At 39.0% G+C, this 25,339-nt stretch carries 23 protein-coding genes; all 23 read left to right on the top strand.

Annotated elements, in window-relative coordinates:
* The first annotated feature begins 257 nt into the window (after positions 1–257).
* The 23 genes from D1B32_RS15735 (at position 258) to D1B32_RS15835 (ending at position 25,205) form a co-directional block, all read left to right on the top strand.
* Entirely contained in the window at positions 258–851 is a 594-nt protein-coding gene (locus D1B32_RS15735; RefSeq protein WP_095310888.1) for a TetR/AcrR family transcriptional regulator, read from the top strand.
* Positions 852–872: 21 nt separating this feature from the next.
* A complete protein-coding gene (locus tag D1B32_RS15740) occupies positions 873–1,640 on the top strand; it encodes a 3-hydroxyacyl-CoA dehydrogenase (RefSeq protein ID WP_095310885.1) in 768 nt (255 codons plus the stop codon).
* An 18-nt stretch (positions 1,641–1,658) separates the two neighbouring features.
* The gene (locus D1B32_RS15745; protein ID WP_095310883.1) at positions 1,659–2,810 is read left to right on the top strand and encodes a thiolase family protein; all 1,152 of its coding nucleotides are present in this window, start codon (positions 1,659–1,661) and stop codon (positions 2,808–2,810) included.
* Between the two features lie 20 nt (positions 2,811–2,830).
* On the top strand, positions 2,831–3,964 hold the full coding sequence (locus D1B32_RS15750; RefSeq protein WP_118889856.1) for a CaiB/BaiF CoA transferase family protein: 1,134 nt from the start codon (positions 2,831–2,833) through the stop codon (positions 3,962–3,964).
* A gap of 39 nt (positions 3,965–4,003) precedes the next feature.
* A complete protein-coding gene (locus tag D1B32_RS15755; RefSeq protein WP_118889857.1) occupies positions 4,004–5,620 on the top strand; it encodes a long-chain fatty acid--CoA ligase in 1,617 nt (538 codons plus the stop codon).
* A gap of 47 nt (positions 5,621–5,667) precedes the next feature.
* On the top strand, positions 5,668–6,645 hold the full coding sequence (locus D1B32_RS15760; protein ID WP_118889858.1) for an NAD(P)H-dependent flavin oxidoreductase: 978 nt from the start codon (positions 5,668–5,670) through the stop codon (positions 6,643–6,645).
* Positions 6,646–6,657: 12 nt separating this feature from the next.
* Complete coding sequence (locus D1B32_RS15765) at positions 6,658–7,434, top strand: enoyl-CoA hydratase/isomerase family protein (RefSeq protein WP_118889859.1); 777 nt, start codon at positions 6,658–6,660, stop codon at positions 7,432–7,434.
* 29 nt (positions 7,435–7,463) lie between these two features.
* Positions 7,464–8,621, top strand: coding sequence for an acyl-CoA dehydrogenase family protein (locus D1B32_RS15770; protein WP_118889860.1), 1,158 nt, complete (start codon positions 7,464–7,466; stop codon positions 8,619–8,621).
* A gap of 27 nt (positions 8,622–8,648) precedes the next feature.
* Positions 8,649–10,241 carry a long-chain-fatty-acid--CoA ligase gene (locus D1B32_RS15775; RefSeq protein WP_118889861.1) on the top strand — a complete coding sequence of 531 codons (1,593 nt, stop codon included), beginning with the start codon at positions 8,649–8,651 and terminating at the stop codon, positions 10,239–10,241.
* 57 nt (positions 10,242–10,298) lie between these two features.
* Complete coding sequence (locus D1B32_RS15780; protein ID WP_118889862.1) at positions 10,299–11,237, top strand: MBL fold metallo-hydrolase; 939 nt, start codon at positions 10,299–10,301, stop codon at positions 11,235–11,237.
* Between the two features lie 133 nt (positions 11,238–11,370).
* A complete protein-coding gene (locus D1B32_RS15785; protein ID WP_118889863.1) occupies positions 11,371–12,201 on the top strand; it encodes an aldo/keto reductase in 831 nt (276 codons plus the stop codon).
* Positions 12,202–12,319: 118 nt separating this feature from the next.
* Complete coding sequence (locus D1B32_RS23830; protein ID WP_158586274.1) at positions 12,320–12,472, top strand: hypothetical protein; 153 nt, start codon at positions 12,320–12,322, stop codon at positions 12,470–12,472.
* A gap of 218 nt (positions 12,473–12,690) precedes the next feature.
* Positions 12,691–13,131, top strand: coding sequence for a hypothetical protein (locus D1B32_RS15790; protein ID WP_095310863.1), 441 nt, complete (start codon positions 12,691–12,693; stop codon positions 13,129–13,131).
* Between the two features lie 277 nt (positions 13,132–13,408).
* Positions 13,409–14,131, top strand: coding sequence for a GntR family transcriptional regulator (locus D1B32_RS15795; protein ID WP_118889864.1), 723 nt, complete (start codon positions 13,409–13,411; stop codon positions 14,129–14,131).
* Positions 14,132–14,164: 33 nt separating this feature from the next.
* The gene (locus D1B32_RS15800) at positions 14,165–15,223 is read left to right on the top strand and encodes a TRAP transporter substrate-binding protein (protein WP_095310859.1); all 1,059 of its coding nucleotides are present in this window, start codon (positions 14,165–14,167) and stop codon (positions 15,221–15,223) included.
* A gap of 52 nt (positions 15,224–15,275) precedes the next feature.
* Positions 15,276–16,751 carry a TRAP transporter large permease gene (locus tag D1B32_RS15805; RefSeq protein WP_262366400.1) on the top strand — a complete coding sequence of 492 codons (1,476 nt, stop codon included), beginning with the start codon at positions 15,276–15,278 and terminating at the stop codon, positions 16,749–16,751.
* Positions 16,752–16,786: 35 nt separating this feature from the next.
* Complete coding sequence (locus D1B32_RS24455) at positions 16,787–17,185, top strand: TRAP transporter large permease subunit (protein ID WP_262366401.1); 399 nt, start codon at positions 16,787–16,789, stop codon at positions 17,183–17,185.
* Between the two features lie 98 nt (positions 17,186–17,283).
* Complete coding sequence (locus tag D1B32_RS15810; RefSeq protein WP_118889865.1) at positions 17,284–18,474, top strand: iron-containing alcohol dehydrogenase; 1,191 nt, start codon at positions 17,284–17,286, stop codon at positions 18,472–18,474.
* A 284-nt stretch (positions 18,475–18,758) separates the two neighbouring features.
* Positions 18,759–19,061 carry a heme biosynthesis protein HemY gene (locus tag D1B32_RS15815; RefSeq protein WP_095310851.1) on the top strand — a complete coding sequence of 101 codons (303 nt, stop codon included), beginning with the start codon at positions 18,759–18,761 and terminating at the stop codon, positions 19,059–19,061.
* A gap of 264 nt (positions 19,062–19,325) precedes the next feature.
* Positions 19,326–20,846 (top strand): acetaldehyde dehydrogenase ExaC, encoded by a 1,521-nt coding sequence (exaC, locus tag D1B32_RS15820; protein WP_118889866.1) that lies wholly within the window; start codon positions 19,326–19,328, stop codon positions 20,844–20,846.
* A gap of 28 nt (positions 20,847–20,874) precedes the next feature.
* On the top strand, positions 20,875–21,234 hold the full coding sequence (locus D1B32_RS15825; RefSeq protein ID WP_095310846.1) for a DUF779 domain-containing protein: 360 nt from the start codon (positions 20,875–20,877) through the stop codon (positions 21,232–21,234).
* 307 nt (positions 21,235–21,541) lie between these two features.
* On the top strand, positions 21,542–22,582 hold the full coding sequence (locus tag D1B32_RS15830; protein WP_118889867.1) for a hypothetical protein: 1,041 nt from the start codon (positions 21,542–21,544) through the stop codon (positions 22,580–22,582).
* A gap of 727 nt (positions 22,583–23,309) precedes the next feature.
* Positions 23,310–25,205 carry an ATP-dependent protease PrkA gene (locus D1B32_RS15835; protein ID WP_095310827.1) on the top strand — a complete coding sequence of 632 codons (1,896 nt, stop codon included), beginning with the start codon at positions 23,310–23,312 and terminating at the stop codon, positions 25,203–25,205.
* Positions 25,206–25,339 lie beyond the last annotated feature (134 nt).

Genomic DNA, 25,339 nt, shown 5'->3' on the forward strand with positions numbered 1-25,339 from the left:
TACACCGCCATGAACAGAAATCAAACAGTAGATAATAAAAATAATCCAAAGCAAAATGGTTCCGATCATCAAAAACCGATGATCGGAACCATTTTTCAGTAATTTAGGCTAGTTATGTCTCAGCCTCTTTTCGATAAGAATAATCTTAATTTATAAATTTAATATAAATTTTCTGACTACATACTTGACATTCAAAAACTAACTAACTAGAATAAAAATGAAAGCGATTACAAATGGTTTGTCAGGATGTGTGATGAATGTCTTTACGTGAAAGAAAGATAGCAAAGAAAAAGGAAGAGATTTTACGTTCTGCGGTTCATATTTTTGCAGAAAAAGGCTACCAAGGAACGACAATGGAAGATATCGCCGCAAACCTCCTCATGACGAAAGGTGCTGTTTATTATTATTTTAAAGATAAGCAGGACCTACTCTATCAAAGTCACCAAATGCTGCTGGAACGCAGTATTGAAAATGTGAAATATATCCAACAACAAGACATATCTATAGAAGAGAAGTTGAAACAATCCATGGTTGTTCATATTGAGCATGTTATTCATGAACAATCTGGGTTTGAACTCATGTTGAAGCTGGAACAATTCTTTTCAGAAGAACAGCAGGAAAAGTTACGCGAGCTTCAGGCAAAGTATAGTCATTGTTTTGACGAAATAATTCAACAAGGAATCCACACGCAAGTATTTCGCAACTTAGATAAGAAAATTGCTCGAAATATTCTTTTTGGCGCGATGAATTGGGTGACACAGTGGTATACAGCTGATGGAAAAAAAGATAAAAAAGAAATCGCTGCAGTTATTGCAGATTACGTAATGCTCATGCTGCTAAAAAATAAATAAAAGTAAGGGTGGGTGGACTCGATGAAACTAGTAAGTACTGTAGCTGTGATTACAGGAGGAGCATCAGGACTAGGTGAGGCGACAACTAGAAATATAATTAAAAATGGCGGAAAAGCAGCCATTCTTGATTTAAACGAAGAGAGAGGGAAGATTCTTGCAGAAGAGCTAGGGACAAGTAGTTTATTTGTTGAGACGGATGTTACAGATGAAAAAAGTGTAGAGCGAGCACTGAATGAAACGGAAAATCATTTTGGAAAAGTTAATGTAGTTGTCAATTGTGCTGGGATTGCAATTGCTGAAAAAACTTATGGAAGAAGGGGCGTGCATGATTTAGCAGCCTTTTCTAAGATTATTCAGATCAATTTGATTGGAACGTTTAATGTTATTCGTTTAGCAGCAGAGCGGATGGGTTCCAATGAACCGAATGAGCTTGATGAACGTGGTGTAATTATCAACACAGCTTCTGTTGCTGCATTTGAAGGACAGATTGGACAGGCTGCATATAGTGCTTCTAAAGGTGGCGTTGCTGGGATGACACTTCCGATTGCTCGTGATCTTGCTCCATATGGAATCAGAGTGATGTCAATAGCGCCAGGTCTTTTTCTAACTCCAATGTTTGAAACTTTACCTGAAAAAGCAAGAGAGGAACTCGGTAAAATGACACCATTCCCATCACGATTGGGTAAACCTAGTGAGTATGCGCTATTAGTGCAGAGTATTATCGAAAATCCAATGTTGAATGGAGAAACAATTCGGCTAGATGGTGCGATCCGGATGCAGCCGAAATAACAAGGAGAGAAGTTAACTATGAGAGAAGCAGTAATCGTCGCGGCAGTCAGAACTCCAGTTGGAAAACGGAACGGATCATTGAGTGGTATTCGAGCCGAAGAGTTAGCCGCAAAACCACTGGCAGAAGTAGTGAAGCGAGCAGGAATTTCACCGGGCTTGGTTGAGGATGTCATCATGGGCTGTGTTACCCAGGTGGGGGAACAGGCTTTTGATATTGCAAGACAAGCAGCTTTAATTGCTGGTTATCCAATCGAAGTACCAGGTACGACCATTGACAGACAGTGCGGTTCAAGTCAGCAGGCAGTTCATTTTGCAGCGCAAGCAATTATTAGCGGAGATATGGATGTAGTTGTTGCAGCAGGGATTGAAAATATGTCACGGGTACCGATGGGCTCCAATATGCAAGGGGTTAAACTGAGTAATGCATTAACAGGAAACTATGAAATTATTAATCAAGGTTTATCAGCAGGACGTATCGCGGAAAAATGGGGAATCACAAGACGAGAGATGGATGAATTTTCATTAAACAGTCATGAAAAAGCGGTGGCAGCTAGAAAGAAAGGTCATTTTGAAAAAGAGATCATGCCACTTGAGGTTACACATTCGGATGGAACAAAAACAATGTTAAAGGAAGATGAAGGTCCACGTGCTAACTCATCTATCGAGAAGCTAGCAAGTCTGGCTCCAGCTTTTAAAGAGGACGGAACGATAACGGCAGGGAATGCGAGCCAAATTAGTGATGGTGCAGCAGCAATCCTTTTAATGTCACGAGAGAAAGCGGAAGAGCTTGGGCTAAAGCCAAGATTCCGAGTTTTAGCAAGAACGGTAGTTGGTTCTGATCCGACATTGATGTTAACTGGACCAATACCTGCAACAGAGAAAGTATTAAAAAAAGCAGGACTGACGATTGAAGATATCGATGTTTTTGAAGTGAATGAGGCATTTGCTTCTGTTCCAATTGCCTGGCTGAAAGAAACTGGAGCAGACACTTCGAAGTTAAATCCAAATGGTGGTGCTATCGCACTCGGTCATCCGTTAGGTGCAAGCGGGGCAAGGTTGATGACGACGATGATACACGAGCTTGAGCGTACCGGAGGACGTTTCGGGTTACAGACGATGTGTGAAGGACATGGCATGGCAAATGCAACCATTATTGAAAGACTCGATTAAGCTTTGAAAGGGTGAGAGGTATGGTTTTACAAGCGATACGTGTACTTGATCTCACAAGACTGCTGCCAGGCCCATATTGTACATTAATGCTTGCTGATTTTGGTGCAGAGGTAATTAAAGTAGAGGATCCAGTGGCTGGAGATTATTTAAGAGACTTTGAACCAAAGCTTGATGCGGATAGCGCAGTCTTTCATTCTCTAAATCGCAATAAAAAAAGTATCTGTCTCGATTTAAAAACTGAAAAAGAACGAAGCCATTTTTTAAAGCTAGTAGAAACTGCGGATGTTGTTATGGAATCGTTTCGTCCAGGAGTAATGAAGAGGCTTGGACTTGACTATGAAACATTGAAACAAATAAATCCGAGACTGATTTATTGTGCTATTACTGGCTATGGACAGACCGGTCCATATAAAAACAAACCTGGACATGATATAAACTATCTTAGCTATGCGGGCTTATTACATGTGATGGGGGAAAAGGATCGCAAACCAGTTATCCCAGCTACACAAATTGCTGATATTGGTGGTGGAGCATATCCGGCAATTGCAGGGATTTTGCTAGCATTATTTGAACGGGAGAAAACAGGAAAAGGACAGCTTGTCGATGTATCGATGCTGGACGGGGTCGTATCTTGGATGCACATGCTATTGCCAAATGTTTTTGCTGAACGAGAAGTAACTCGGGGGGAAGAGCTTTTGAACGGAGGGTTTGCTTGTTACCAAGTATATGAAACGAAAGATAATCGGTTTCTATCGATGGGTGGCATTGAACAAAAGTTTTGGAAGGTTTTTTGCGAAGGAATCGAAAGACAGGATTTCATTGACTGTTTAGATGCTCCAAAGGAGAAACAAGAGCAGATGATACACGAAATCCAAACGAATATTGCCGGGAAAACCTTGGAGGAATGGTTGGATATCTTTTCTGAAAAGGAAGCATGTGTTACACCAGTGAAGATAATGGAAGAAACACTGGAAGATTCGCAGCTGCAGGCAAGAGAAATGATACAAACAATAGCTCACCCTGAATTAGGTAATATGAAGCAAATTGGCAACCCGATAAAATTGTCGGAAAGCCCTAAAGAAACTTTCTTGCCGGCACCAAAACGTGGTGAACACACGGAATTAATTCTTCGAGAAATAGGCGTATTAAATTAGTTATCTATATTTTAATTAATAGAGAAGGGGAAATGCCCAATGATGAACACGCAATTGACACTGCCTTTTATGATCAATCATACGGAAAAGTATTATGCGAAGAAAAAGGTTATTTCACGAACACTATCTGGAACCCATTCGTTTACGTATAAGAAAATCGTGAAAAGAATGCGATCGCTTGCTAGTGCGCTTGAATCTCTTGGGATAGAAAAGGGAGATCGAGTTGGAACGTTCGCTTGGAACCACCATCGTCATCTGGAAGCATATTTTGCTGTTCCAAGTATGGGAGCAGTTTTGCATACAATTAATATCCGGCTTTCAGAAGAGCATCTCATTTACATTATTAATCATGCAGCGGATAAGATTCTTTTAATTGACCCCGATTTACTGCCACTAATTGAAAGAATACAGGACAGGCTCCAAACAGTAGAGGCTTTTGTTGTAATGACAGATGAAGCATTTTTACCAGAGTCAAAGTTAACATCTTTATATTCATATGAAGCGCTCGTACAAGATGCTGATCCAACATATGAATTTCGGGAAGATTTAGATGAGAATGATCCAGCAGGATTGTGTTATACATCTGCCACAACTGGAAAGCCAAAGGGTGTGCTATATACGCACCGGGGAATCTACTTGCATAGTATGGCACTTGGAATGGCGAATACAGTTGGCTTGTCGGAAGCTGACATAGCTATGCCAGTTGTACCTATGTTTCATGTGAATGCTTGGGGGATACCTTTTGCAGCAGCTTGGCTTGGTGCAGATCAAGTGCTGCCCGGACCTTCGCCTACACCGCAAATATTAGCGTCTCTAATCGAAGAAAACCAAGTGTCAATAACGGCCGGAGTTCCTACAATTTGGCTCGGTTTATTAAAAGCACTTGAGCAGGGAAGCTACAACATGAAAAGCTTACGAGCTGTTTTATGTGGGGGATCGGCAGCGCCAAAAGGAATGATAAAGGCGTTTGAATCAACGTATGGTATTCCTTTTATCCATGCATATGGTATGACAGAAACGTCACCACTTGCAACGGTCTCCAGGTTGAAAAGTTATCAATCAGATTTATCGGAGGCAGATCGATTAGAATTCCGATCAAGACAAGGAATGATTGTTCCAGGTCTTGAGCTTAAGGTTGTAAATGAAAATGGTGAGGTTGCAGCAGATGGAGAGGAAATGGGGGAAATGTTGATTCGTGGCCCGTGGATAGCGGATCAATATTACAAGGATGAACGAACGGCGGATGCTTTTCGTGATGGTTGGTTACACACTGGAGATGTTGTCACGATAGATGAGGAAGGTGCGGTAAAAATCGTCGATCGTACAAAGGATCTTATTAAGAGTGGTGGCGAATGGATTTCGTCTGTTGATTTAGAGAATGCATTAATGGCACATGAAGCAATTTATGAAGCGGCTGTTGTTGCGATTCCAGATCCAAAATGGCAGGAACGACCGATAGCTTGTGTTGTACTTAAAGAAAACGCGAATGTCACAAAAGAGGAAATACTTGCGTTTTTAAAGACACAGTTTGCGAAATGGTGGTTACCGGATGAGGTTTTATTTTTAGAAGAAATTCCAAAGACGTCTGTCGGTAAATTCCTGAAAATGGCATTGCGTGATCAAGTCAAGAAACAATTAGCAATTTCCAATGAGTAATACATGATTATTTTATGGAAACAAAAAAGTAAAGGAGATTGAAGAAAATGGAATTAAACGAGTTAAAGCAGCAAATGACACTACCAGTCATTATGGCTCCAATGTTTTTAATTTCTAATCCAACCATGGTCATCGAAGCTTGTAACGCTGGAATCGTTGGTTCTTTTCCAGCCTTGAATGCCAGAACTACGGAAAAGCTGGATGCGTGGATGGGAGAAATAAAGTCGGAACTCACACAACGGAAAGAGCAAAATCCAGGCCGTAAAATTGCGCCATGGGCTATTAATTTTATTAGCCATAATTCTAATAAACGTTTTTTGGAAGACCTTCAACTAATTGAAAAGCACCAGCCACCAATTGTCATTACATCACTTGGAGATCCGAGTCCGGTAGTAAACATCGTTCACAATTATGGTGGGATCGTACTCTCCGATGTTATTAACATCAAATTCGCAAAAAAGGCGCTGGAAAAGGGAAGTGATGGTCTCATTCTAGTTTCCAGTGGTGCCGGAGGTCATGCTGGGATATTAAATCCAATTGCCTTCGTCCATGAAGTACGTAGCTTTTTTGACGGACCGCTCATACTTGCTGGGGCGATGTCTAAGGGCGAGGATATACTGGCAGCACAGGTTTTGGGAGTAGATTTTGCTTATTTTGGAACTCATTTTATTTCTGCAAAAGAGAGCGGGGCTAGTGAGGGTTACCAGAGTATGGCAATTGCATCAACAATCGATGATATTGTTTATACCCCTGCATTTAGTGGGATTCCAGCAAATTACTTGATTCCTAGTATTATAAATTCCGGTCTGGACCCGAAAAATCTACCTGAAAACAAAAAAATGGATTTTTCCGAGCTAGGGGATCCAACTATACGTGCATGGAAAGATATTTGGGGAGCTGGACAAGGTGTTGGTGGAATTGAGAAGGTACAGTCCATTGCAGAAATTACCGAAGAACTGAACAAGCAATATCAAGCCGCACAGGAAAAAGTAAGTCGGGAATATAATTCTATTGTTAAACAATAAGGGGGGCTCAACATGTCGGAAGTGGTACGAGTAAAAAAAGAAAACAAGATTGCTTATATTTCAATGAATCGACCAGATAAACGAAATGCGTTATCGATTGAAATGGCAGATGAGCTAGTAGCTGCTTTAGAGGAAGCAAATCAAGATGATGATGTGAAGGCAATAATTCTTTACGGAGAAGGGAAGGCGTTTTCCGCTGGTGGCGACCTCGAAACAATAAATAGCCTAAATAACTCAGTAGAAATTATGAAGTACATGAAGCGTGCTTTAGCAATCATCCAAACGATAAGGAAATTAGATAAATATGTTGTAAGTGCGGTTCATGGTTTTGCTGCTGGTGCTGGATTTAGTATTGCAGTTGCAGCAGACTTTGTTGTTGCACAAAAAGAAGCAAAATTCGTATGCAGTTTTACGAATGTCGGGATTATTCCAGATCTTGGCCTCATCAAGGCATTAGCAGAAAAGCTACCGTCTAATCTTGCAAAGGAGTGGATTTCTTCTGCTACTCCAATTTCAGCAACTGTTGCCCATGAAAATGGCATTATTAATCGTGTTTTAGAAGATGATTTATTAAAAGGAGCAGCAGAATTTGCTCAGTTTATCGTCGATGGTCCGCCACTTGCCAATCAGTTTGTTAAACAATTGGTTAATCATTCACAGGAGCTGACTTACGATACGAATGATATGCAAGAAACAGCTGTACAAACGCTGCTACTTCAGACAGAGGATAATGAAGAGGGAATTCGTGCTTTTTTTGAAAAAAGGAAACCTAGCTTCAAAGGTAAGTAGTTATCATGCATCACAAAGGGGAGGAGAAAATGCATCAGACATCTGAAGAGAAAGAGGAAATTAATCTGCTTAGTAAAAGCGCAACAGAATTTTGCAGAAAGGAAATTGCTGATCACTATGCTACTTGGGAAAAGCAAGGAAATATTCCAAGAGATTTATGGAATAAGCTTGGAAATCAAGGGTTTCTTTTACCAGAGGTACCTGAAGAATACGGTGGGCTTGGAACGACATTTTTATATTCGACAACGATTATTGAAACGTTTAGTAGATTAGGATATAACTCGATTGCCGCTAATTTATCGGTCCATGATACAATCATTGCACAATATCTATTAAACTACGGCACAGAAAAACAAAAGAAACACTACCTTCCGAAAATGGCGACCGGAGAATTGATTGGTGCAATTGCTATGACCGAACCAGCAGCAGGAAGCGATTTGCAAGGGATTAAAACGATCGCTAAGTATGATAGAAAACAAGCAGCTTATCAATTAAATGGTTCTAAAACATTTATTACAAATGGACAGCATTGTGATTTTGTTGTCGTTGTTGCAAAAACAAATTTGGATGTAAAGCCATCTCGAGGAATAACGTTGTTCATCGTGGATGTTCCTGTAGCTGGTTTTGAACGAGGAACGAATCTGGATAAAATTGGTCTGCATTCCTGTGATACATCAGAATTATACTTTGAAGATGTTCTTGTAACGGAAGCTGCTATCTTGGGAGAAAAGGATCAAGGCTTTAAGATTTTAATGAGCGAGTTACCGAGGGAACGATTAATTGTTGCAAACAATGCTGTAGCATCGATGGAAGGAATAATTGAGCAAACGGTTCAATACGTGAAAGAGCGTGAACTTTTTGGAACAACGCTCGCCTCCTTTCAAAATACCCAATTTGTTTTAGCAGAAGTGGCAACGAAGGCAAGGGTTCAACGCTCCTTTGCTAATGAATGTACAAATCTATTAATTAAGGGAGAATTAGATACAGTAACAGCAAGCATGGCTAAGTTAAGCTGTACCGAGGTTCAGGGAGAAGTGATGGATCATTGTTTACAGCTTTTTGGAGGTTATGGGTATATGACAGAATATCCCATCGCCCGAGCATATGCAGATGCACGGGTACAACGAATTTATGGCGGATCCTCGGAAGTAATGAAATTAATTATTGGTAAAAATCTACTCTTATAAACGATTAAAGACGAAGGAGTTGTTACGATGTTATCACCACTTACACCACTAGATTGGAAAAGACGTGCAATCAAATACTATCCAGAAAAAGTTGCTGTTATTGATGGAGAAAAGGAATTTACGTATAAAGAATTTGGCAATCGGGTGGATAGGCTCTCCCAAGCTTTAATCGAAACTGGGATCGGGGAAGGAGATCATGTTGCAGTGATGCTCCCGAATACGCATTACATGCTAGAGTGCTTCTATGGAATTTGTCAGTTAGGTGCTGTGATGGTGCCATTAAACTACCGCCTCACTGCAAACGATTTAGCGTATATTATTAACCATAGTGATGCTAAAATGCTGATCGTTGATGAGGAATTTGCTAAACCAATTGAGGAAATTCAAGAGAAGCTATCGTTGGAAACGATTATTGTTGTTGCTGTTGATGATCAAAAGACTTCTTTAACTGGAATCGATTACGAGAATTATCTAAGTGGCGTACAAGCAGACCTTATGCTTCCTTCGGTGAATTTTGATGAGAATCAGCTTTTAACACTTAATTATACAAGTGGAACGACTTCACATCCAAAAGGTGTGATGCTAACGCACAGGGGCAATTATATGAATGCGGCTAATTTTTTACATCATTTGCGTGTGGAGCATGATGATGTCTATCTACATACATTGCCAATGTTTCATGCAAATGGCTGGGGAGGCGTTTGGGCAATTACCGCAGCAGGTGCTACCCATGTATGTTTGCGAAAAGTAGACCCTCCACTTATTTTAGAACTGTTTGAAAATAGAAAGATTTCATTGTTATGCGGTGCGCCGACAGTGATTAATATGCTAGTGAACGAACCAAAGGCAAAGGATGTAACGATAACGACCAGTCCACGGATGGCAACAGCTGGTTCACCACCTGCAGCGGCACTTATCCATAAAGCCCAGGAGATTCTCGGTTTAAATATGATTCATGTCTATGGTTTAACAGAGACATCTCCATTTATCCTCTACTGTGAGTGGAAAAAAGCGTTTGATGGCAAATCAATGGATGAACAAGCAACGATAAAAGCGAGGCAAGGAATTGAGCTTGCCTTTAATGGCGAAACAAAGGTTGTCCATCAGGATGGCGAGGAAGTACGCTGGAATGGGGAAGAATTAGGTGAAATCATTACAAAAGGAAATGTAGTTATGAAGGGCTATTATAAAGATGAGGAAAAAACGAGTGCAGCAATTAAAGATGGCTGGTTCCACACGGGAGATCTTGCTGTAACCCACCCGGATGGATTTATAGAAATTCGTGACCGCGCCAAGGATTTGATTATCTCCGGTGGCGAAAATATATCTTCTACGGAGGTTGAAGGTATGTTGTACAAGCATTCAGATGTCCTTGAGGTGGCTGTGATTGCGATTCCAGATGAAAAATGGGGAGAGGTGCCGCTTGCCATCATCGTGCTTCAACCCGATGCGACGTTGACAGAAGATGAGGTAATTCGCTATTGTCGTGATAATATGGCACATTTTAAAGCACCAAAGGCTGTGAAATTTGTGGAAGCGTTACCCAAAACTGCAACGGGTAAATTACAAAAGTACCTGTTACGTGAAATGTTCTGGGAAGGAGAAAGGAAAGTTAACTAATAAGAAGTAGAAATAAGCTATGCTTAAGTGTGTTTTTAGAGAAGGAAGTGAATTGTTGTGTTAGAAGAATACGGAATCCAATTAGTGAAAATTGACCTTCCCTTTCGCCTAAACCATGTAAATTGTTTTCTGGCAGAGGGGGAAAATGGTTTTCAAGTAATTGATACAGGGCTGCATAATAAATCAACTGCAGAGCGATGGGAGAAAGAATTGGATGGTAAGACAGTAACAAATATTATCATTACACATTACCATCCAGATCATTTTGGTTATGCTGGAGGGTTGCAGAAAAAGACGGCTGCAAAAGTTTCGATGTCACGTATTGATGCTGAGGCAGGTCTGGTAGCATGGCAGGAACATTTTTTAAATGGTCTGCATGAAAACTATCAGCTGTCGGGAATTCCTGCAGATGTTGCAACTAAAATGAGCTCGAATACAAGGGAATTTGTACCGCTGGTAACACCATATCCAAATGTTTACCATTATTTTGAGGAAGGTGAATCGATTCCGATTGGAAAATATGAATATGAGGTGATTTTTACACCTGGACATTCAGATGGACTAGTAAGCTTTTATAACAAAGAAAAAAATATGCTGCTTTCAACCGATCATATTTTACCAAGCATCACACCGAACATTTCCTACTGGTTTCATGGTGATCCAAATCCTTTAAGAACGTATTTTACCTCATTAGCTAAAATAAGAAAATTGGATGCTGATTTAGTCGTACCATCACATGGAAACCCATTTAACGGTGCAAGTAAACGGATTGATGAAATTAGAGCACATCATGATGAACGATTAGGTGTACTTATAGGTATATTAAAAAATGGACGTACGATTTATGAGGCTACCGAAAAGCTTTTCAAAAGGCAGCTGACCATTCATGAAACAAGGTTTGCGGTTGGTGAAACACTCGCCCACTTGGAATATCTACGGTATAACGGGGAGTGTCAGCGGGAAATTAGAGATGGGAAGTATTGGTATACACTGTAAATTGGGTCCCAGATAAACGATTTAATTGTTTACCTGGGATTTATTTATGCCTACTAATATACATATAGATTAACAATGTCCATTAAAAAAGCTAAGATAAGATAGATGGAGAATGGAATAGGAGGGGTTCGATATGATTACACATTTGCAGGATACCGTTACATTAAATAATGATGTGAAAATGCCAGGGTTTGGACTTGGAGTTTATAAGGTTGAAGATGGAGAAACGGTGGTCAATGCTGTTAAAGCGGCATTAAAGTATGGGTATCGCAGTATTGATACTGCATCTTTTTACGATAATGAGGTCGGGGTTGGGCAGGCAATCAGTGAGTCTGGTATCCCTAGAGAAGAGCTTTTTATTACATCGAAAGTTTGGAATGATGAACAAGGCTACGAGAGCACGTTGGAAGCCTATGAAAGAAGTTTACAGAAATTAGGGCTTGAGTATTTAGATCTTTATCTCATTCATTGGCCAGTAAAAGGAAAGTATAAGGAAACGTGGCGAGCTATGGAAAAATTATATAATGAGGGCAGGGTTCGGGCAATTGGTGTTAGCAATTTTCATGTACATCATTTACAGAAATTATTAAAGGATAGTCATGTTCAACCTGTCATTAATCAAGTAGAATTTCACCCGCATTTAAGCCAAATGGAGCTGCGGGAATTTTGCGCAAATGAAAATATTAAGTTTGAGGCATGGTCACCATTAAAACGTGGCCAATTGTTTGATGATCCAATACTTATAGAAATTGCAAAAAAACATGGGAAAACAACAGCGCAGATCATTTTGCGCTGGGATATTCAGCATGAAGTTATTACCATTCCTAAATCGATTACAGATGAAAGGATTAAAGCGAATGCGGACATATTTGATTTCTCACTCACAAAAGAGGATATGGAAAAGTTGGATGCGATGAATAACAATGATCGGGCAGGGACAAATCCAGATAGCTATGATCTTTAGAAATGCAACATGCTACATTTGAATTCTAACTATGAAACAGTGTACATAGAATGAATTAGGTCAGAAAAAGAGTAAAAAGCAATTGCCAATTTGACCAATTCAAACAGGAGGTGTACGTATGACCGGTCGCAAACTGATTTGGATCGTCACCGTACTATCACTTCTCATTATTTCTGTTTTAATCATTGTTTCAGCGTTAAATAGCACTGAAGGTGCGGTGGATGATCAGTGGAACATTCACTCCCTTATGCATGAAAACCTTTTTCACTAAAAAAGAAAAATCTTACATCTATCATATCAATGATGCAAGGTTCAAATGAATCTGCATCATTTATGGAAGTAGGAAAGTAAAATAACTTTTCTACTTCCATAAGTGCAACTAGAGCATTCGCCTATAGCCGAATGCTCTGTTTTCTAATGTTTAGAGTTTAAATTTTTCTAGTAATAGCTTAGAATTTAATTGATGAAATTGCTAAGAGAGGTTATTTTATGAAACGACTGATAGCCGTAATGATATGTATACCAATGCTGTTATTGAGCGGATGTTTTAATGCAGTAGCTGTATCTGTAGTATCAGATATGTATGAAGCAGCTTTATTGGAAGATGATGAATTAGTAGAAACATATTTTTCCGAGGATTATCTAGCGAGGCACCCGCTAGAAGAGTTATCGGACGAGTTAGCGGAAGACGTTCACAATCGTGGTGGGATAAATTTACTAAATATGAAAGAGCTTCAAGAAAGAAATCTCCAGAAAGATATCTCCCAGGATCTGAATAATGTGTATGATGAGGACTGGCGTTTTATCGTGGTTCAAACAGGTGAAAACACCATTAAAACATGGGTAGTTTTAAGAGGTGAAACACAATATTACATTGTAGATGGTCAGGTGATGGATGTTAAGACGTATAATCGTGAAGTATTGAAATAGCTAGAAGCCATTATATAGGTTTAAGAAATAAGAAAGGTTCATCCTTTCTTGTTTTTATGCGATTCTATCAACAGTATAGAGATTGGCATGTATGTTCAATATTAGAAATTATAATAAGGTATATTATAATTTCTGATAATCCGAATTTACAGAATCTATTGACTTATAAAAAAGCAACTGTTTTAATAAAAGAAAATAATAGCTTAATCGTCAAGATGAGATTTCTGGTACGTACGACATGACATCACTACTAGTATACATGCAAAGGAGGATGTAGATGATTAATGCTGATTTACCGATTCCATTACACGCACAAATTAGTAATTTGCTGGAAAAGCAAATTCGAGTTGGGGCATATCAAGAAAAGATACCCAGTGAGCGAGAATTAATGGATATGTATGCTGTTAGCAGAACGACAGTCAGAGAAGCTGTTTCCAAATTAGTAAATGAAGGAAAACTTCAAAAGGTTCATGGAAAAGGTACATTTATTTCTGAACATCCCCCAATACAAGAGTGGTTAACCTCATTAAATAGCTTTACCGATACGGTAATAAGAACGGGAATGAATCCGAGCAGCAGGCTATTATATTCTGGAAAACTATTACAGCAAGATGGAGTGAAGATATTTGAATTCAACAAGGATGCTTATTTAATCGAGCGGTTGCGTTTTGCAGATAACATTCCAGTAGCAATTGAAAAGCACTTTTATCCATCCGAAATAGGAATAAAGCTTTCAGCATTTGACTTAAATACAGCAACAATTTACGATCTGTTAGAAAATGAACTATCTATCAATTTAAGTGAAGCAGAGCAATCAATTACAACCCATCAAGCTAATAAACAAGAAGCTGCACATTTAGAAATACCTGAATCCTCAACTGTACTTTGTACAGAAAGAGTTATTTATGATCAGTTTGGAAAAGCTGTTGAGTCTTACCAAGGCTTATATCGTCCGGATATGTATGTTTTCCGTATCAAAATAAAAAGAAAACTAACATAAATGTAAGCGTTATCAAATGAGAGGAGTTATTTGATGAAAAAAGTGAAATCCACTGTTATTATCCTCCTAGTTATTTTAGCCTTCTTAAGTTTTACGTTGATTGGAAATAATGTACTCAATCAAAATGCTATTGCTGGTCAATCTGAGGAAATAACACTGCGACTTGGTCAATCAAAAGCTGGTAGTCACCCAGTTTCAATCGGAATTAACAAATTTGCGGAACTAGTTGAGGAGAAGTCAAATGGAAAAATAACCGTGGATACATTTCACGATTCTCTGCTCGGAAGTGATAGAGAAGTAATCGAAAGTGCTCAGAGAGGAAGTCTGGAATTGGCCAGCTCCTCTACTCCAAATATGACTAGCTTCACAAATTATTTTACCGCTTGGGATCTTCCTTATATTTTTGAGAATAAAGAAGAAGTGTATAAAGCCGTGGATGGGAAGCCAGGAGAAATCATTCGAAAGGAAATGGAAAAGTCAGGATTCAAAGTTATATTCTTTCCTGACTATGGATTTCGTCAGGTTGTGAATAACGTAAGACCAGTTAAACTTCCAAAAGATATGGCCGGGCTTAAAATTAGAACAACAAATTCTAGAATTGAACAAGCTGATTTTAGTGAATTTGGTGCAAGTCCGACACCTGTAGCTTGGTCAGAGGTCTTTACTGCATTGCAGCAAGGTACAGTAGAAGGAGAAGGAAATAGCTATTCTTTGCTTTGGGATTCCAAACATCAAGAGGTGTTAAATTATGCTACTGAGGTGAATTATAATTACAGTTCGGACATCGTTGTTATGAATAAAGATAAATTTGATGCACTATCAAAGGAATATCAAGATATCATTATGGAGGCTGGCCTAGAGGCAACAGAATGGCAACGTGATCTTGCGAATGAAAGAGAAGACGAAGCAAAGCAGCAGTTTATTGATTATGGAATTGAAATCTATGAACCAACAGAAGAAGAAATGAAGATATGGAAGCAAACTGCAGAGCCAGTTTGGGATCAGTTTGTGAAAGAGGGAGTGGCAGAGCCTGAGTATGTCGACATCATTCTTGAAACACTTGGGAAGACAAGGGAAGACATCTTTAAATAATCTATTTCAGTTTTAAAAAATCCCTCAACTGGGTGGGAGGAGCTGAGAAAATATGGGGCGAGATTTATCTGCAATGGAAAATAGGCATCATAATTCACCACTAATGAAAAAAAACAGCGGATTACTAAAAACATTGAAATTTATGGATCAGCGATTTGAGGAAGTGCTAATTGTACTGGGCTTTCTGACGTTTATCATCTTAATTAATCTTCAAGTGATCAATCGATATATTTTACCATTTATTGAGTTTGCTAATATTACCACATGGACAGAAGAAGTTTCCCGCTACATTTTTATTTTTGTTTCATTTCTAGGTGCTAGTCTAGCTATTAAAAAGAGAGATTCAATCCAGGTTACTGCTTTAGTAGACAGGTTGCCTTCAGGATTACAAAAATCGATTCATATTGCCAACACAATTTTTATGCTTTACTTCAGCTACATGATTGTTAAATATGGATACACGTTAATTATGTTCCAGTTTGAAACAGGTCAGACTACACCAGCATTATCTCTGCCGATGGCAATCCCTTATAGCGCTGTACCACTTGGCTTCTTGCTTATGGCAATCCGCTTAATTCAAAATCTAATGCAGGATACAAAACATATGGATGTAAAGGCTGGACTAATTGGAACAATCCTTGCATTTATAATGATCCTTCCTGTCTTGACCTTAGGTGAATCAAGCATATCCTTGTTGCTATTTGGCTATTTTATATTGTTTATTGTTCTTGGTATGCCGATTGCTTTTGCACTCGGTGTTAGTACATTAGCAACGGTATTAGCTACCAATGCAATTCCTATAGATTTTTTTCCGCAGACCGCATTTACAAGTATTGATAATTTCCCAATCATGGCTGTTCCGTTTTTTATTGCTGCTGGAATTATTATGGGTGGTGGAAACATCATCAGAAAGCTATTGAATTTATCAGATGAGTTACTTGGTTACTTGCCAGGTGGTCTTGCACTCGTAGCAATTGTGACAAGTATGTTTTTCTCAGCGATTAGTGGGTCGGGTCCTGCAACGGTTGCAGCTATTGGAACATTATTAATACCAGCTATGATCAAGCAAGGATACTCACCAGGGTTTGCAACTGCGGTCGTAGCTGCTGCAGGAACAATTGGAGTTATTATTCCCCCTAGTAATCCTCTGGTGATTTATGGAGTTGTTTCCCAACAGTCGATTTCACAATTGTTCATTGCAGGAATAATTCCTGGAATTCTGACAGGCATTGCCTTAATAGTGGTGACCTACTTTATTGCAAAAAAGAATGATTGGCGAGGAGATAAAACTGCTTTCAGTTTAAAAAATACATTGTCTGCTGCGTGGGATGCCAAACTAGCTTTACTCGTTCCCATATTTATTTTAGGCGGTATCTATGGTGGATTCATGACCCCTACGGAAGCGGCAGCAGTTGCAGCTGGCTATGGAATTATTATAGGAATGTTTATCTATAAGGATATGGATTTTAAAGGTTTATATAGAAATCTAGCAAAAGCAGGCATTACATCCTCGGTCATTATTTACTAATTGTGATGGCAAGTATATTCGGGAGATTAATCACATTGGAAAGAGTTGCAGAAGTAGTAGCTAACTTTGTACTGGGTATTAGTGAAAATAAATGGGTCATTCTGCTGTTACTAAATGCTTTCTTATTACTCGTTGGTTTAATAATGGAGTCATTAGCGGCAATCGTTATTTTAACACCGATTTTGCTGCCAATGGCACTAGCAATTGGGGTAGACCCAGTTCATTTCGGTTTGATTATGATTTTCAATTTAGCAATTGGATTCATTACACCACCAGTAGGAGTGAATTTATTTGTTGCAGCTGGAGTAGCCAAATTGAAAATAGAGGAAGTGGTTAAAGGAATTGGAGTATTGTTAATTACGATGGTCGTTGTTCTGCTACTTGTCACCTATATACCAGATATCAGCTTATGGCTGGTTGAATATATGAGGTAATGGGTTTCGTTCATTTAATAATAGTGCTTTGAAGGGAGTGAGTAACTGCAAATACTGAAAAAATTATCAGATGGAAAATTACTGAAGGAGGTTTAATAATGGCTTCAACATATTTACCACGTCAAATTGAACTGGGATCAAATAGCTTAGAACACTTAGGGAAAATAGCAGTTGAAAATGGAGCAACGAAGTTATTTGTCGTAATGGATGCGTTTCTAGCTTCTGAAGGTCTAAATTATGATGTGAAAATCAAATCTATCGTACAAAAACAAAATCTTGCAGTTACGATTTTTTCTGATTACAGGGGAGAGCCTACAACTGATCACCTTCTTGCCGCATTGGATAGTCTGCTCAAATCTAATGCAGATTGTGTTGTCGCAATCGGGGGAGGAAGCGCTATAGACATTGCCAAAGCAGCTTCTGTGTTTGCGGTTAATCCAACTTTAGCGTGGGAGGATATAGCTGCTCAAAACCGGTTGAAAAGGCTTCCGCTGCTGGCTGTGCCTACTACAGCGGGTACAGGTTCTGAGGCGACAAAAGTAATGGTCGTAAAAAATATGAAGACAGAGATTAAAATGAATCCAGGACATAAAGACTTGGTACCAGATGTTGCTATTCTAGATCCGTTACTGACAAAAAGTCTACCAAGTCAATTCACAGCTTACACTGGTCTTGACGCACTGGCCCATGCAATGGAAGCATATGTATCAACGCTTGCCAGCGCAACAACAGATAATTATGCGCTAAACGCAATTCGTATGATTGGCAGGTCGTTACCTAAGGTTTATGAAAACGGAGCAAATGTGGAGGCTCGTGAAAAAATGCTGCTCGCAAGCTGTTATGCCGGAATTGCTTTCTCCAATGCATCTACAAATTTGGCACATGCTGCAGGGAGACCATTAGGTGCAAGGTTTAATATTCCACATGGATTAAGTGTTGCGCTGTTATTACCGTTTGTAGTCGAATTTGGCCTAGAAGCAGCAGCAGAGAAATATGCAGCTATTGCAGTAAATTTAGGAGAAGAAGATACTGGAGAAAGAGATCAATTAGCTAAACAGGCTCATAAGCTAATTAAATCATATAATGATAAATTTGCCATTTGGGAGGATGCGTTACGATATATTGACTTAGAGGAATTTAAAGATAGCATTCCGCTGCTTGTAGAAGATTCCTTTAGCGGTAATGGAATTGTGACTAATCCTAAAGTTCCAGAAGCTTGCGATGTGGAGCATATATTTCATTCCCTGCTAAAAAAATTAACGCAAATAGCACAAATCCAGACAGCTTAAATATTTACTTATTCTGGCTGGTAGTGACGTCCTAACAAGTGGGTTCAATATGTAATGGAATAAGTAACATGTATGGATTATGAAAGTGAAGGATTATTTATTCAGATATTAAAGCTTTTACAAGGCGATTATAAGTCATGGAAGAAATAATTAGAAAAATCTCCGAATGAATGGGGATTTTTTTAATTCTCCCTAAAGCCAGTCTGAAATATTAGGATTTTCATCGATTTCATGGGATAATATATACTTGTACAACAGATGCATAATAGATTGGAGACTAGAACATGAAATGTAAAATAAATCGTAATGCAGCAAAAATGCTAAAGGAAATGCTGGCAAAAGAAGAAGCAGAAGGCAAAATGATCCGAGTAAATATTTCTCATATGCACGGTGATCATGCACATTATGGTATTTCTTTAGATACACCAACAGAGCATGATGAAATTGTGAAAACAGATAAAGATGTTGATATATTGCTTGATACACGTGAGGAATTTTTAGATGGAATTTGGATTCAATACTTCTTTGTGAACAACGAAGGATTTGTGATTACCAACCCATCAAAAGGGCATAGCCATCATCATTAAAATTAGGAAAAGCTGTGACGGGAAGATTGGTCACAGCTTTTTTTTAGCAGATAAGAAAGTATAAACTTTCTTATCTTGCATAAGTGCAACTAAGACATTCGCCTAAAGGCTTGGCAATGTTGAGTTTATTAAGGTTTTTTAGGCGAATCCACCAGATTTATTTGAATGATTCTGATAATACCGATATAATTGAAAATAGGGAATACAACATGATTCTTCAGCATGTATTTGTAAATCATTACAATATAAGAGGAGGAATGGAGTATGAGGTATGCAAACCCAAATACAGAGGGTTCAATCGTCACATTCAAGGAGCGTTATGATAATTTTATTGGAGGGGAATACCGGCCACCGATGAATGGAAAGTATTTTGAAAACGTCAGTCCCGTAACGGGCAAGGTATTTTGTGAGATTGCTCGCTCTACAAAAGAAGACGTTCAGGCTGCAGTTGATGCGGCTAATGCAGCAAAAGACGCTTGGGGAAAGACTTCTGTTACAGAACGTTCAAATATATTAAATAAGATTGCCAATCGCATGGAAGAAAATATAGAAAAGCTGGCAGTCGCTGAAACCTGGGATAATGGAAAAGCGGTCCGAGAGCCGTTAGCTGCAGACATACCGCTTGCTATTGATCATTTTCGATATTTTGCAGGTGTTATCCGAGCACAAGAAGGTGGGATCAGTCAGATTGACGATGATACAGTAGCATACCACTTTCATGAGCCACTTGGTGTCGTCGGACAAATTATTCCTTGGAACTTTCCATTGCTGATGGCAACATGGAAGCTAGCGCCGGCACTTGCTGCTGGGAACTGTGTCGTACTGAAGCCAGCTGAACAAACACCGGCTTCCATCCATGTGTTCATGGAGCTTATTCAAGATCTGTTACCACCAGGTGTTGTTAATATTGTAAATGGATTTGGTGTTGAAGCAGGAAAACCACTTGCTACGAACCCTGGTATTTCCAAAGTAGCATTTACAGGGGAAACAACTACCGGAAGATTGATTATGCAATATGCATCTGAAAATATTATCCCTGTTACACTGGAACTTGGTGGCAAATCACCAAATATTTTCTTTGAGGATGTACTGGATGCAAATGATGGTTTCTTGGATAAAGCGGTGGAGGGCTTCGTTATGTTTGCACTCAACCAAGGTGAGGTTTGTACATGTCCGTCTCGTGCTCTGGTCCATGAATCGATCTATGATCAATTTATGGAACGTGTGATCGATCGCGTAAAACAAATTAAAATTGGTCATCCGCTAGATACGGAAACAATGATGGGGGCACAAGCTTCACACGAGCAATTGGAAAAAATCGCATCTTATCTGGATATCGGAAAACAGGAAGGTGCAGAGGTCCTGATTGGTGGCAATGTAAACAGGCTTGAAGATGAGCTTGAAAATGGTTATTATGTCGAGCCAACGATTTTTAAAGGGAATAATAAAATGCGTATTTTTCAAGAGGAAATTTTTGGACCTGTTCTTTCCGTGACAACGTTTAAAGATAAAGAGGAAGCTATGGAAATCGCTAATGACACATTATATGGATTAGGTGCAGGTGTTTGGACACGTAATATTAACATAGCTTACCGATTTGGCCGTGAAATTCAGGCTGGCCGTGTATGGACAAACTGCTACCACCAATACCCAGCACATGCAGCATTTGGCGGCTATAAGAAATCAGGTATCGGACGGGAAAATCATTTAATGATGCTTGGCCACTATCAGCAAACGAAAAACTTATTAATAAGCTATAGTGAAGGTCCAGCAGGATTATTCTAAATAGGGTCTGATAAAGGGAGGCGTTTACATGGTCGAACGTGTAACGGCTACAGAGGACGCATTACGTCTGATTAATACCTTGATCAACATTCACGGATCTTTAATGTTTCATCAATCAGGAGGGTGCTGTGATGGCAGTTCACCAATGTGCTATCAACTCGGAGAATTTCGAACTGGAGAATCAGATGTTTTACTAGGAGAGATAGGCGATACACCTTTCTACATGTCAAAAGATCAATACGAATACTGGAAGCATACCCAGCTCATTATTGATGCAATCGATGGTAGAGGTGGAATGTTTTCATTAGAAGGTCCGGAAGGGAAACGATTTATTACGAGATCTCGTGTATTTACAGAAGATGAAATGCGTCAGTTAGCAAACAGTTAATAAGAACGGGAAGAAGCTGGGACATAACAAAAGTGTTTAATGTTAAAGACGAACGATGCATAAGCTTAGCTTAGGAAATATACGTAGACTCCAGCCGTCTCTGGGTGCGCGAAGTATATTTCCGGAGCGAGTTATTTGTACCAATCATGTTCGGTTTTTATTTCATAAAAATACTTTTGTCTCAGCTTCTTCTTGTATCAATAAACTCCAAAAATTACCTGCTCGCAAATGTATGGTCGTAGAACATGATTCACATTCATTTGGGCAATACATAAACTAGGAAAAACGACCAAAAGGATGTGTTAACTTGTCTATTCATAACTATTATGTGAGTGGGAATACTGCAGTGGGATTAGTGAATTACTTACAGACAAACATAGAACAATTAGAGACAATTATTTATTTAAAGCATCCCTCTGAAACGTATAAAACAAATATTTTAAAAAAGCTCATTGACATCTATAATTCAACGGATAAGCTAGAAGCTTTAAAAAGCCCTCTGGGCAGAAACTATTTAGATGGTATAATCATTCGAGAAAAATCTGTAGCAATCGTTACCGACCGCATTGCATTAAATGAGACAAAGGGGATAGAACTTGATTTAGAGCAAATAACTGGGAAGCATCAACCAACAGCTGAAAAGAGGGAACTACAAGATAAGGTGAATCATTTTACAGAGAAAGCTTATGAAAACTTTGCAACAGGTCTAAAAATTCATGATGATTTAGAAGCCATTTATATTAATGAAATGAACTTCGAACGAGCGGATAAGTTAGCCGAAACTTTTATTCAAGGTTTATTGTCTTCAGCCACAACCTTGAATAGAGATGCGCAGGTATACCACCGCTTATTTGGTACGAATACACCGAATGGAGTTGTTAATGAGGTCCCGCATTTAATCGAAAACCTTTCTAATGTTTATTATATTAAAGGAAGAGCAGGTACTGGAAAATCAACCTTTATGAAAAAAATTGCAAAAGCATGTGAAGAGCGTGGGTATGATGTGGAGTTGTATCATTGTAGCTTTGACCCCAAAAGCTTAGATATGGTTCTCGTCCTTGAGCTTGGATTTTGTATATTTGATAGCACGGATCCACATGAATTTTTTCCAGCTCGTGATGGTGAAAAGGTAGTGGATTTGTATGTGGAAGCTGTTACTCCAGGTACTGATGAAAGGTTTGCAACGAAAATTGATACGGTGAATCGTAATTACAAATCGTATATGAAAAAAGGGATTCAGGATTTAGTGGAGGCAGGTAAAGCTTTTGAAGAATTGGAACAACATTATATCATTACAGATCGAGTTATCGAAAAAGCGGTCGAGTCTATACAAGACATAATTAAATAGTAAATGAAAAACAATCCAGATACAATCAGCTCTGGGTTGTTTTTTGTTCAATGTAAATGGGATTTAGTCAGTTATAAAAAGAAGACGGGCAACTGATTTGACATTTTCGACCTCATGCAGTCTGCCTGATTTATCTTGTGAATAGATAACGAGACGCATTGTATTGGAACAGATATTAATGATTGCATAGTAACTTCTTATCCTGCTAGTGCACCAGCCTTTATTAGATTATTTGCATTATATCATACCCTGGATTCCTATAGATTAACTTGCTTTTAAAGAGAAAATTACAATTCCCCGCCTTTTTAAGGGAAAACAAATATAATAATTAGCTTGATTTATTTTTCAAAGTAGAATAGCCAAGTCCAGCTCCAGCGCCCAACGACTAGCGAGACTTCCCTCACCTCATGACACGATAAAGAAGACTTGCCGATTGGCTGTGCCAGAGGCTTAGTCGCACTTATACCCTGGCGGTGAAAGTCAACACCGACTCTAGGTAAAAGGATGGCCGATTAAAATCAGGCTACGCCTAACATCGGCATACCCCTAAAGGGGCATGTTTCCTTTATCTCCTGCGTAGGAATGTTCGACTCGTCGAACCACCCCAGAGTTCGGGGCGCAGTCCGTACGTCGCTACCCGGGCGCTTCCGCTTTTGAATACAAAGCATGAAAAGATGTGTCCGTGCATAGGATATATAAACCGCTGCATAGATGGAGGGAGTAGCTGATGAATATATTAAATAAGGCGAGAGACTATAGGGAAGAAGAAAATCGTTTAAAATGGGAAGGTACATTTGAAGAATATTTAGAGATTGTTAAAGAGAGACCAGAAGTCGCACAGACAGCACATTCTCGTGTATATCATATGATTAAAAGCTCAGGAGTTACTGAAAAAGACGATAAGAAGATGTTCCACTTCTTTGGGGAAGGAATTTTTGGATTAGAGACGGCCATTGAACGATTAGTAGAAGAGTATTTTCATCCAGCGGCTAAAAGGTTAGATGTAAGAAAGCGGATATTATTATTAATGGGTCCAGTAAGTGGTGGGAAATCGACCATCGTCAGTATGTTAAAGCGAGGACTTGAGCAATATTCACGTACTGAAGAAGGGGCAGTATATGCGATAAAAGGCTGCCCAATGCATGAGGATCCGCTTCATTTAATTCCACAGCATTTGCGAGAAGATTTTTATGAAGAGTATGGTATCCGAATTGAAGGGAGTTTATCACCATTAAATACAATGCGACTTGATCAGGAGTATGGTGGCCGTATTGAAGATGTGAAGGTGGAGCGAATATTCTTCTCAGAGGATAAACGTGTTGGGATTGGAACGTTCAGTCCATCTGATCCGAAGTCGCAGGATATCGCTGATTTAACCGGGAGTATTGATTTCTCTACGATTGCAGAATATGGATCTGAATCCGATCCACGGGCATATCGTTTTGATGGAGAATTAAACAAGGCAAATCGAGGCATGATGGAGTTCCAAGAGATTTTGAAAAGTGATGAAAAGTTCCTTTGGCATTTATTATCTTTGACTCAAGAAGGAAATTTCAAGGCTGGGAGATTTGCGTTAATTTCCGCTGATGAGCTTATTGTGGCGCATACCAACGAATCGGAATATCGTTCCTTTATAGCAAATAAGAAAAATGAAGCATTGCATTCTCGAATTATTGTAATGCCGATTCCATATAATTTAAGAGTTAGTCAGGAAGAACGAATCTACGAGAAAATGATTAAAGAAAGTGATATTGCGGATGTTCATGTGGCACCACATGCACTTCGAGCTGCTGCGATATTTTCAATCCTGACAAGATTGAAGGAATCGAAGAAACAAGGAATTGACCTTGTGAAGAAGATGAGGCTTTATGATGGCGAAAGTGTTGAAGGGTTTAATCAAGTGGATACAGAAGAGTTAAAGAAGGAATTTCAGGATGAAGGAATGTCTGGAATTGACCCTCGTTATGTCATTAACCGGATATCCTCAACGATAATTCGTAAGGAAGTGCCATCGATTAATGCATTAGATGTATTGCGATCGTTAAAGGATGGACTTGATCAACATCCGTCTATTTCAAAGGATGACTTGGAAAAATATATGAATTACATTGCGGTAGCAAGAAGAGAATATGATGAGATTGCGAAGAAAGAAGTACAAAAAGCGTTTGTTTACTCGTATGAAGAATCAGCTAAAACGTTGATGGATAACTATTTGGATAACGTGGAAGCGTACTGCAATAAAAATAAATTACGTGATCCACTTACTGGAGAGGAAATGAGTCCAGACGAAAAGCTGATGCGATCGATTGAGGAACAAATTGGGATCTCAGAAAATGCGAAAAAAGCATTTCGTGAGGAAATTCTTATTCGACTTTCTGCTTATGCAAGAAAAGGAAAACGATTTGATTATAATTCACATGAACGTTTGCGTGAAGCAATTCAGAAGAAACTATTTGCAGACTTGAAGGATGTTGTAAAAATTACGACATCATCGAAAACACCAGATGAGTCACAATTGAAAAAGATAAATGAAGTCATTGCACGTCTCATCGATGAACATGGCTATAACTCTGTGTCTGCTAACGATTTATTACGCTATGTTGGTAGTTTGCTAAATCGATAATGTGTGAAGAAAAAATGCGAACAGGGCTGACTTAATGTTAGTCCTGTTTTCACTTTTTGGAGGGTTGATATGAGAGAGGCCGCACTTAGATAAACTTTATGAAAACTGCATATCTATAAATGAAATATTGATTA

Origin of the sequence: Oceanobacillus profundus (genome assembly GCF_003515705.1) — a bacterium.
Classification (GTDB): Bacteria; Bacillota; Bacilli; order Bacillales; family Amphibacillaceae; genus Oceanobacillus; species Oceanobacillus profundus.

Coding starts and splice junctions, on each gene's coding strand:
- D1B32_RS15735 (WP_095310888.1), top strand. CDS start 258: ATGTCTTTACGTGAAAGAAAGATAGCAAAGAAAAAGGAAGAGATTTTA.
- D1B32_RS15740 (WP_095310885.1), top strand. CDS start 873: ATGAAACTAGTAAGTACTGTAGCTGTGATTACAGGAGGAGCATCAGGA.
- D1B32_RS15745 (WP_095310883.1), top strand. CDS start 1,659: ATGAGAGAAGCAGTAATCGTCGCGGCAGTCAGAACTCCAGTTGGAAAA.
- D1B32_RS15750 (WP_118889856.1), top strand. CDS start 2,831: ATGGTTTTACAAGCGATACGTGTACTTGATCTCACAAGACTGCTGCCA.
- D1B32_RS15755 (WP_118889857.1), top strand. CDS start 4,004: ATGATGAACACGCAATTGACACTGCCTTTTATGATCAATCATACGGAA.
- D1B32_RS15760 (WP_118889858.1), top strand. CDS start 5,668: ATGGAATTAAACGAGTTAAAGCAGCAAATGACACTACCAGTCATTATG.
- D1B32_RS15765 (WP_118889859.1), top strand. CDS start 6,658: ATGTCGGAAGTGGTACGAGTAAAAAAAGAAAACAAGATTGCTTATATT.
- D1B32_RS15770 (WP_118889860.1), top strand. CDS start 7,464: ATGCATCAGACATCTGAAGAGAAAGAGGAAATTAATCTGCTTAGTAAA.
- D1B32_RS15775 (WP_118889861.1), top strand. CDS start 8,649: ATGTTATCACCACTTACACCACTAGATTGGAAAAGACGTGCAATCAAA.
- D1B32_RS15785 (WP_118889863.1), top strand. CDS start 11,371: ATGATTACACATTTGCAGGATACCGTTACATTAAATAATGATGTGAAA.
- D1B32_RS23830 (WP_158586274.1), top strand. CDS start 12,320: ATGACCGGTCGCAAACTGATTTGGATCGTCACCGTACTATCACTTCTC.
- D1B32_RS15790 (WP_095310863.1), top strand. CDS start 12,691: ATGAAACGACTGATAGCCGTAATGATATGTATACCAATGCTGTTATTG.
- D1B32_RS15795 (WP_118889864.1), top strand. CDS start 13,409: ATGATTAATGCTGATTTACCGATTCCATTACACGCACAAATTAGTAAT.
- D1B32_RS15800 (WP_095310859.1), top strand. CDS start 14,165: ATGAAAAAAGTGAAATCCACTGTTATTATCCTCCTAGTTATTTTAGCC.
- D1B32_RS15805 (WP_262366400.1), top strand. CDS start 15,276: ATGGGGCGAGATTTATCTGCAATGGAAAATAGGCATCATAATTCACCA.
- D1B32_RS15810 (WP_118889865.1), top strand. CDS start 17,284: ATGGCTTCAACATATTTACCACGTCAAATTGAACTGGGATCAAATAGC.
- D1B32_RS15815 (WP_095310851.1), top strand. CDS start 18,759: ATGAAATGTAAAATAAATCGTAATGCAGCAAAAATGCTAAAGGAAATG.
- exaC (WP_118889866.1), top strand. CDS start 19,326: ATGAGGTATGCAAACCCAAATACAGAGGGTTCAATCGTCACATTCAAG.
- D1B32_RS15825 (WP_095310846.1), top strand. CDS start 20,875: ATGGTCGAACGTGTAACGGCTACAGAGGACGCATTACGTCTGATTAAT.
- D1B32_RS15835 (WP_095310827.1), top strand. CDS start 23,310: ATGAATATATTAAATAAGGCGAGAGACTATAGGGAAGAAGAAAATCGT.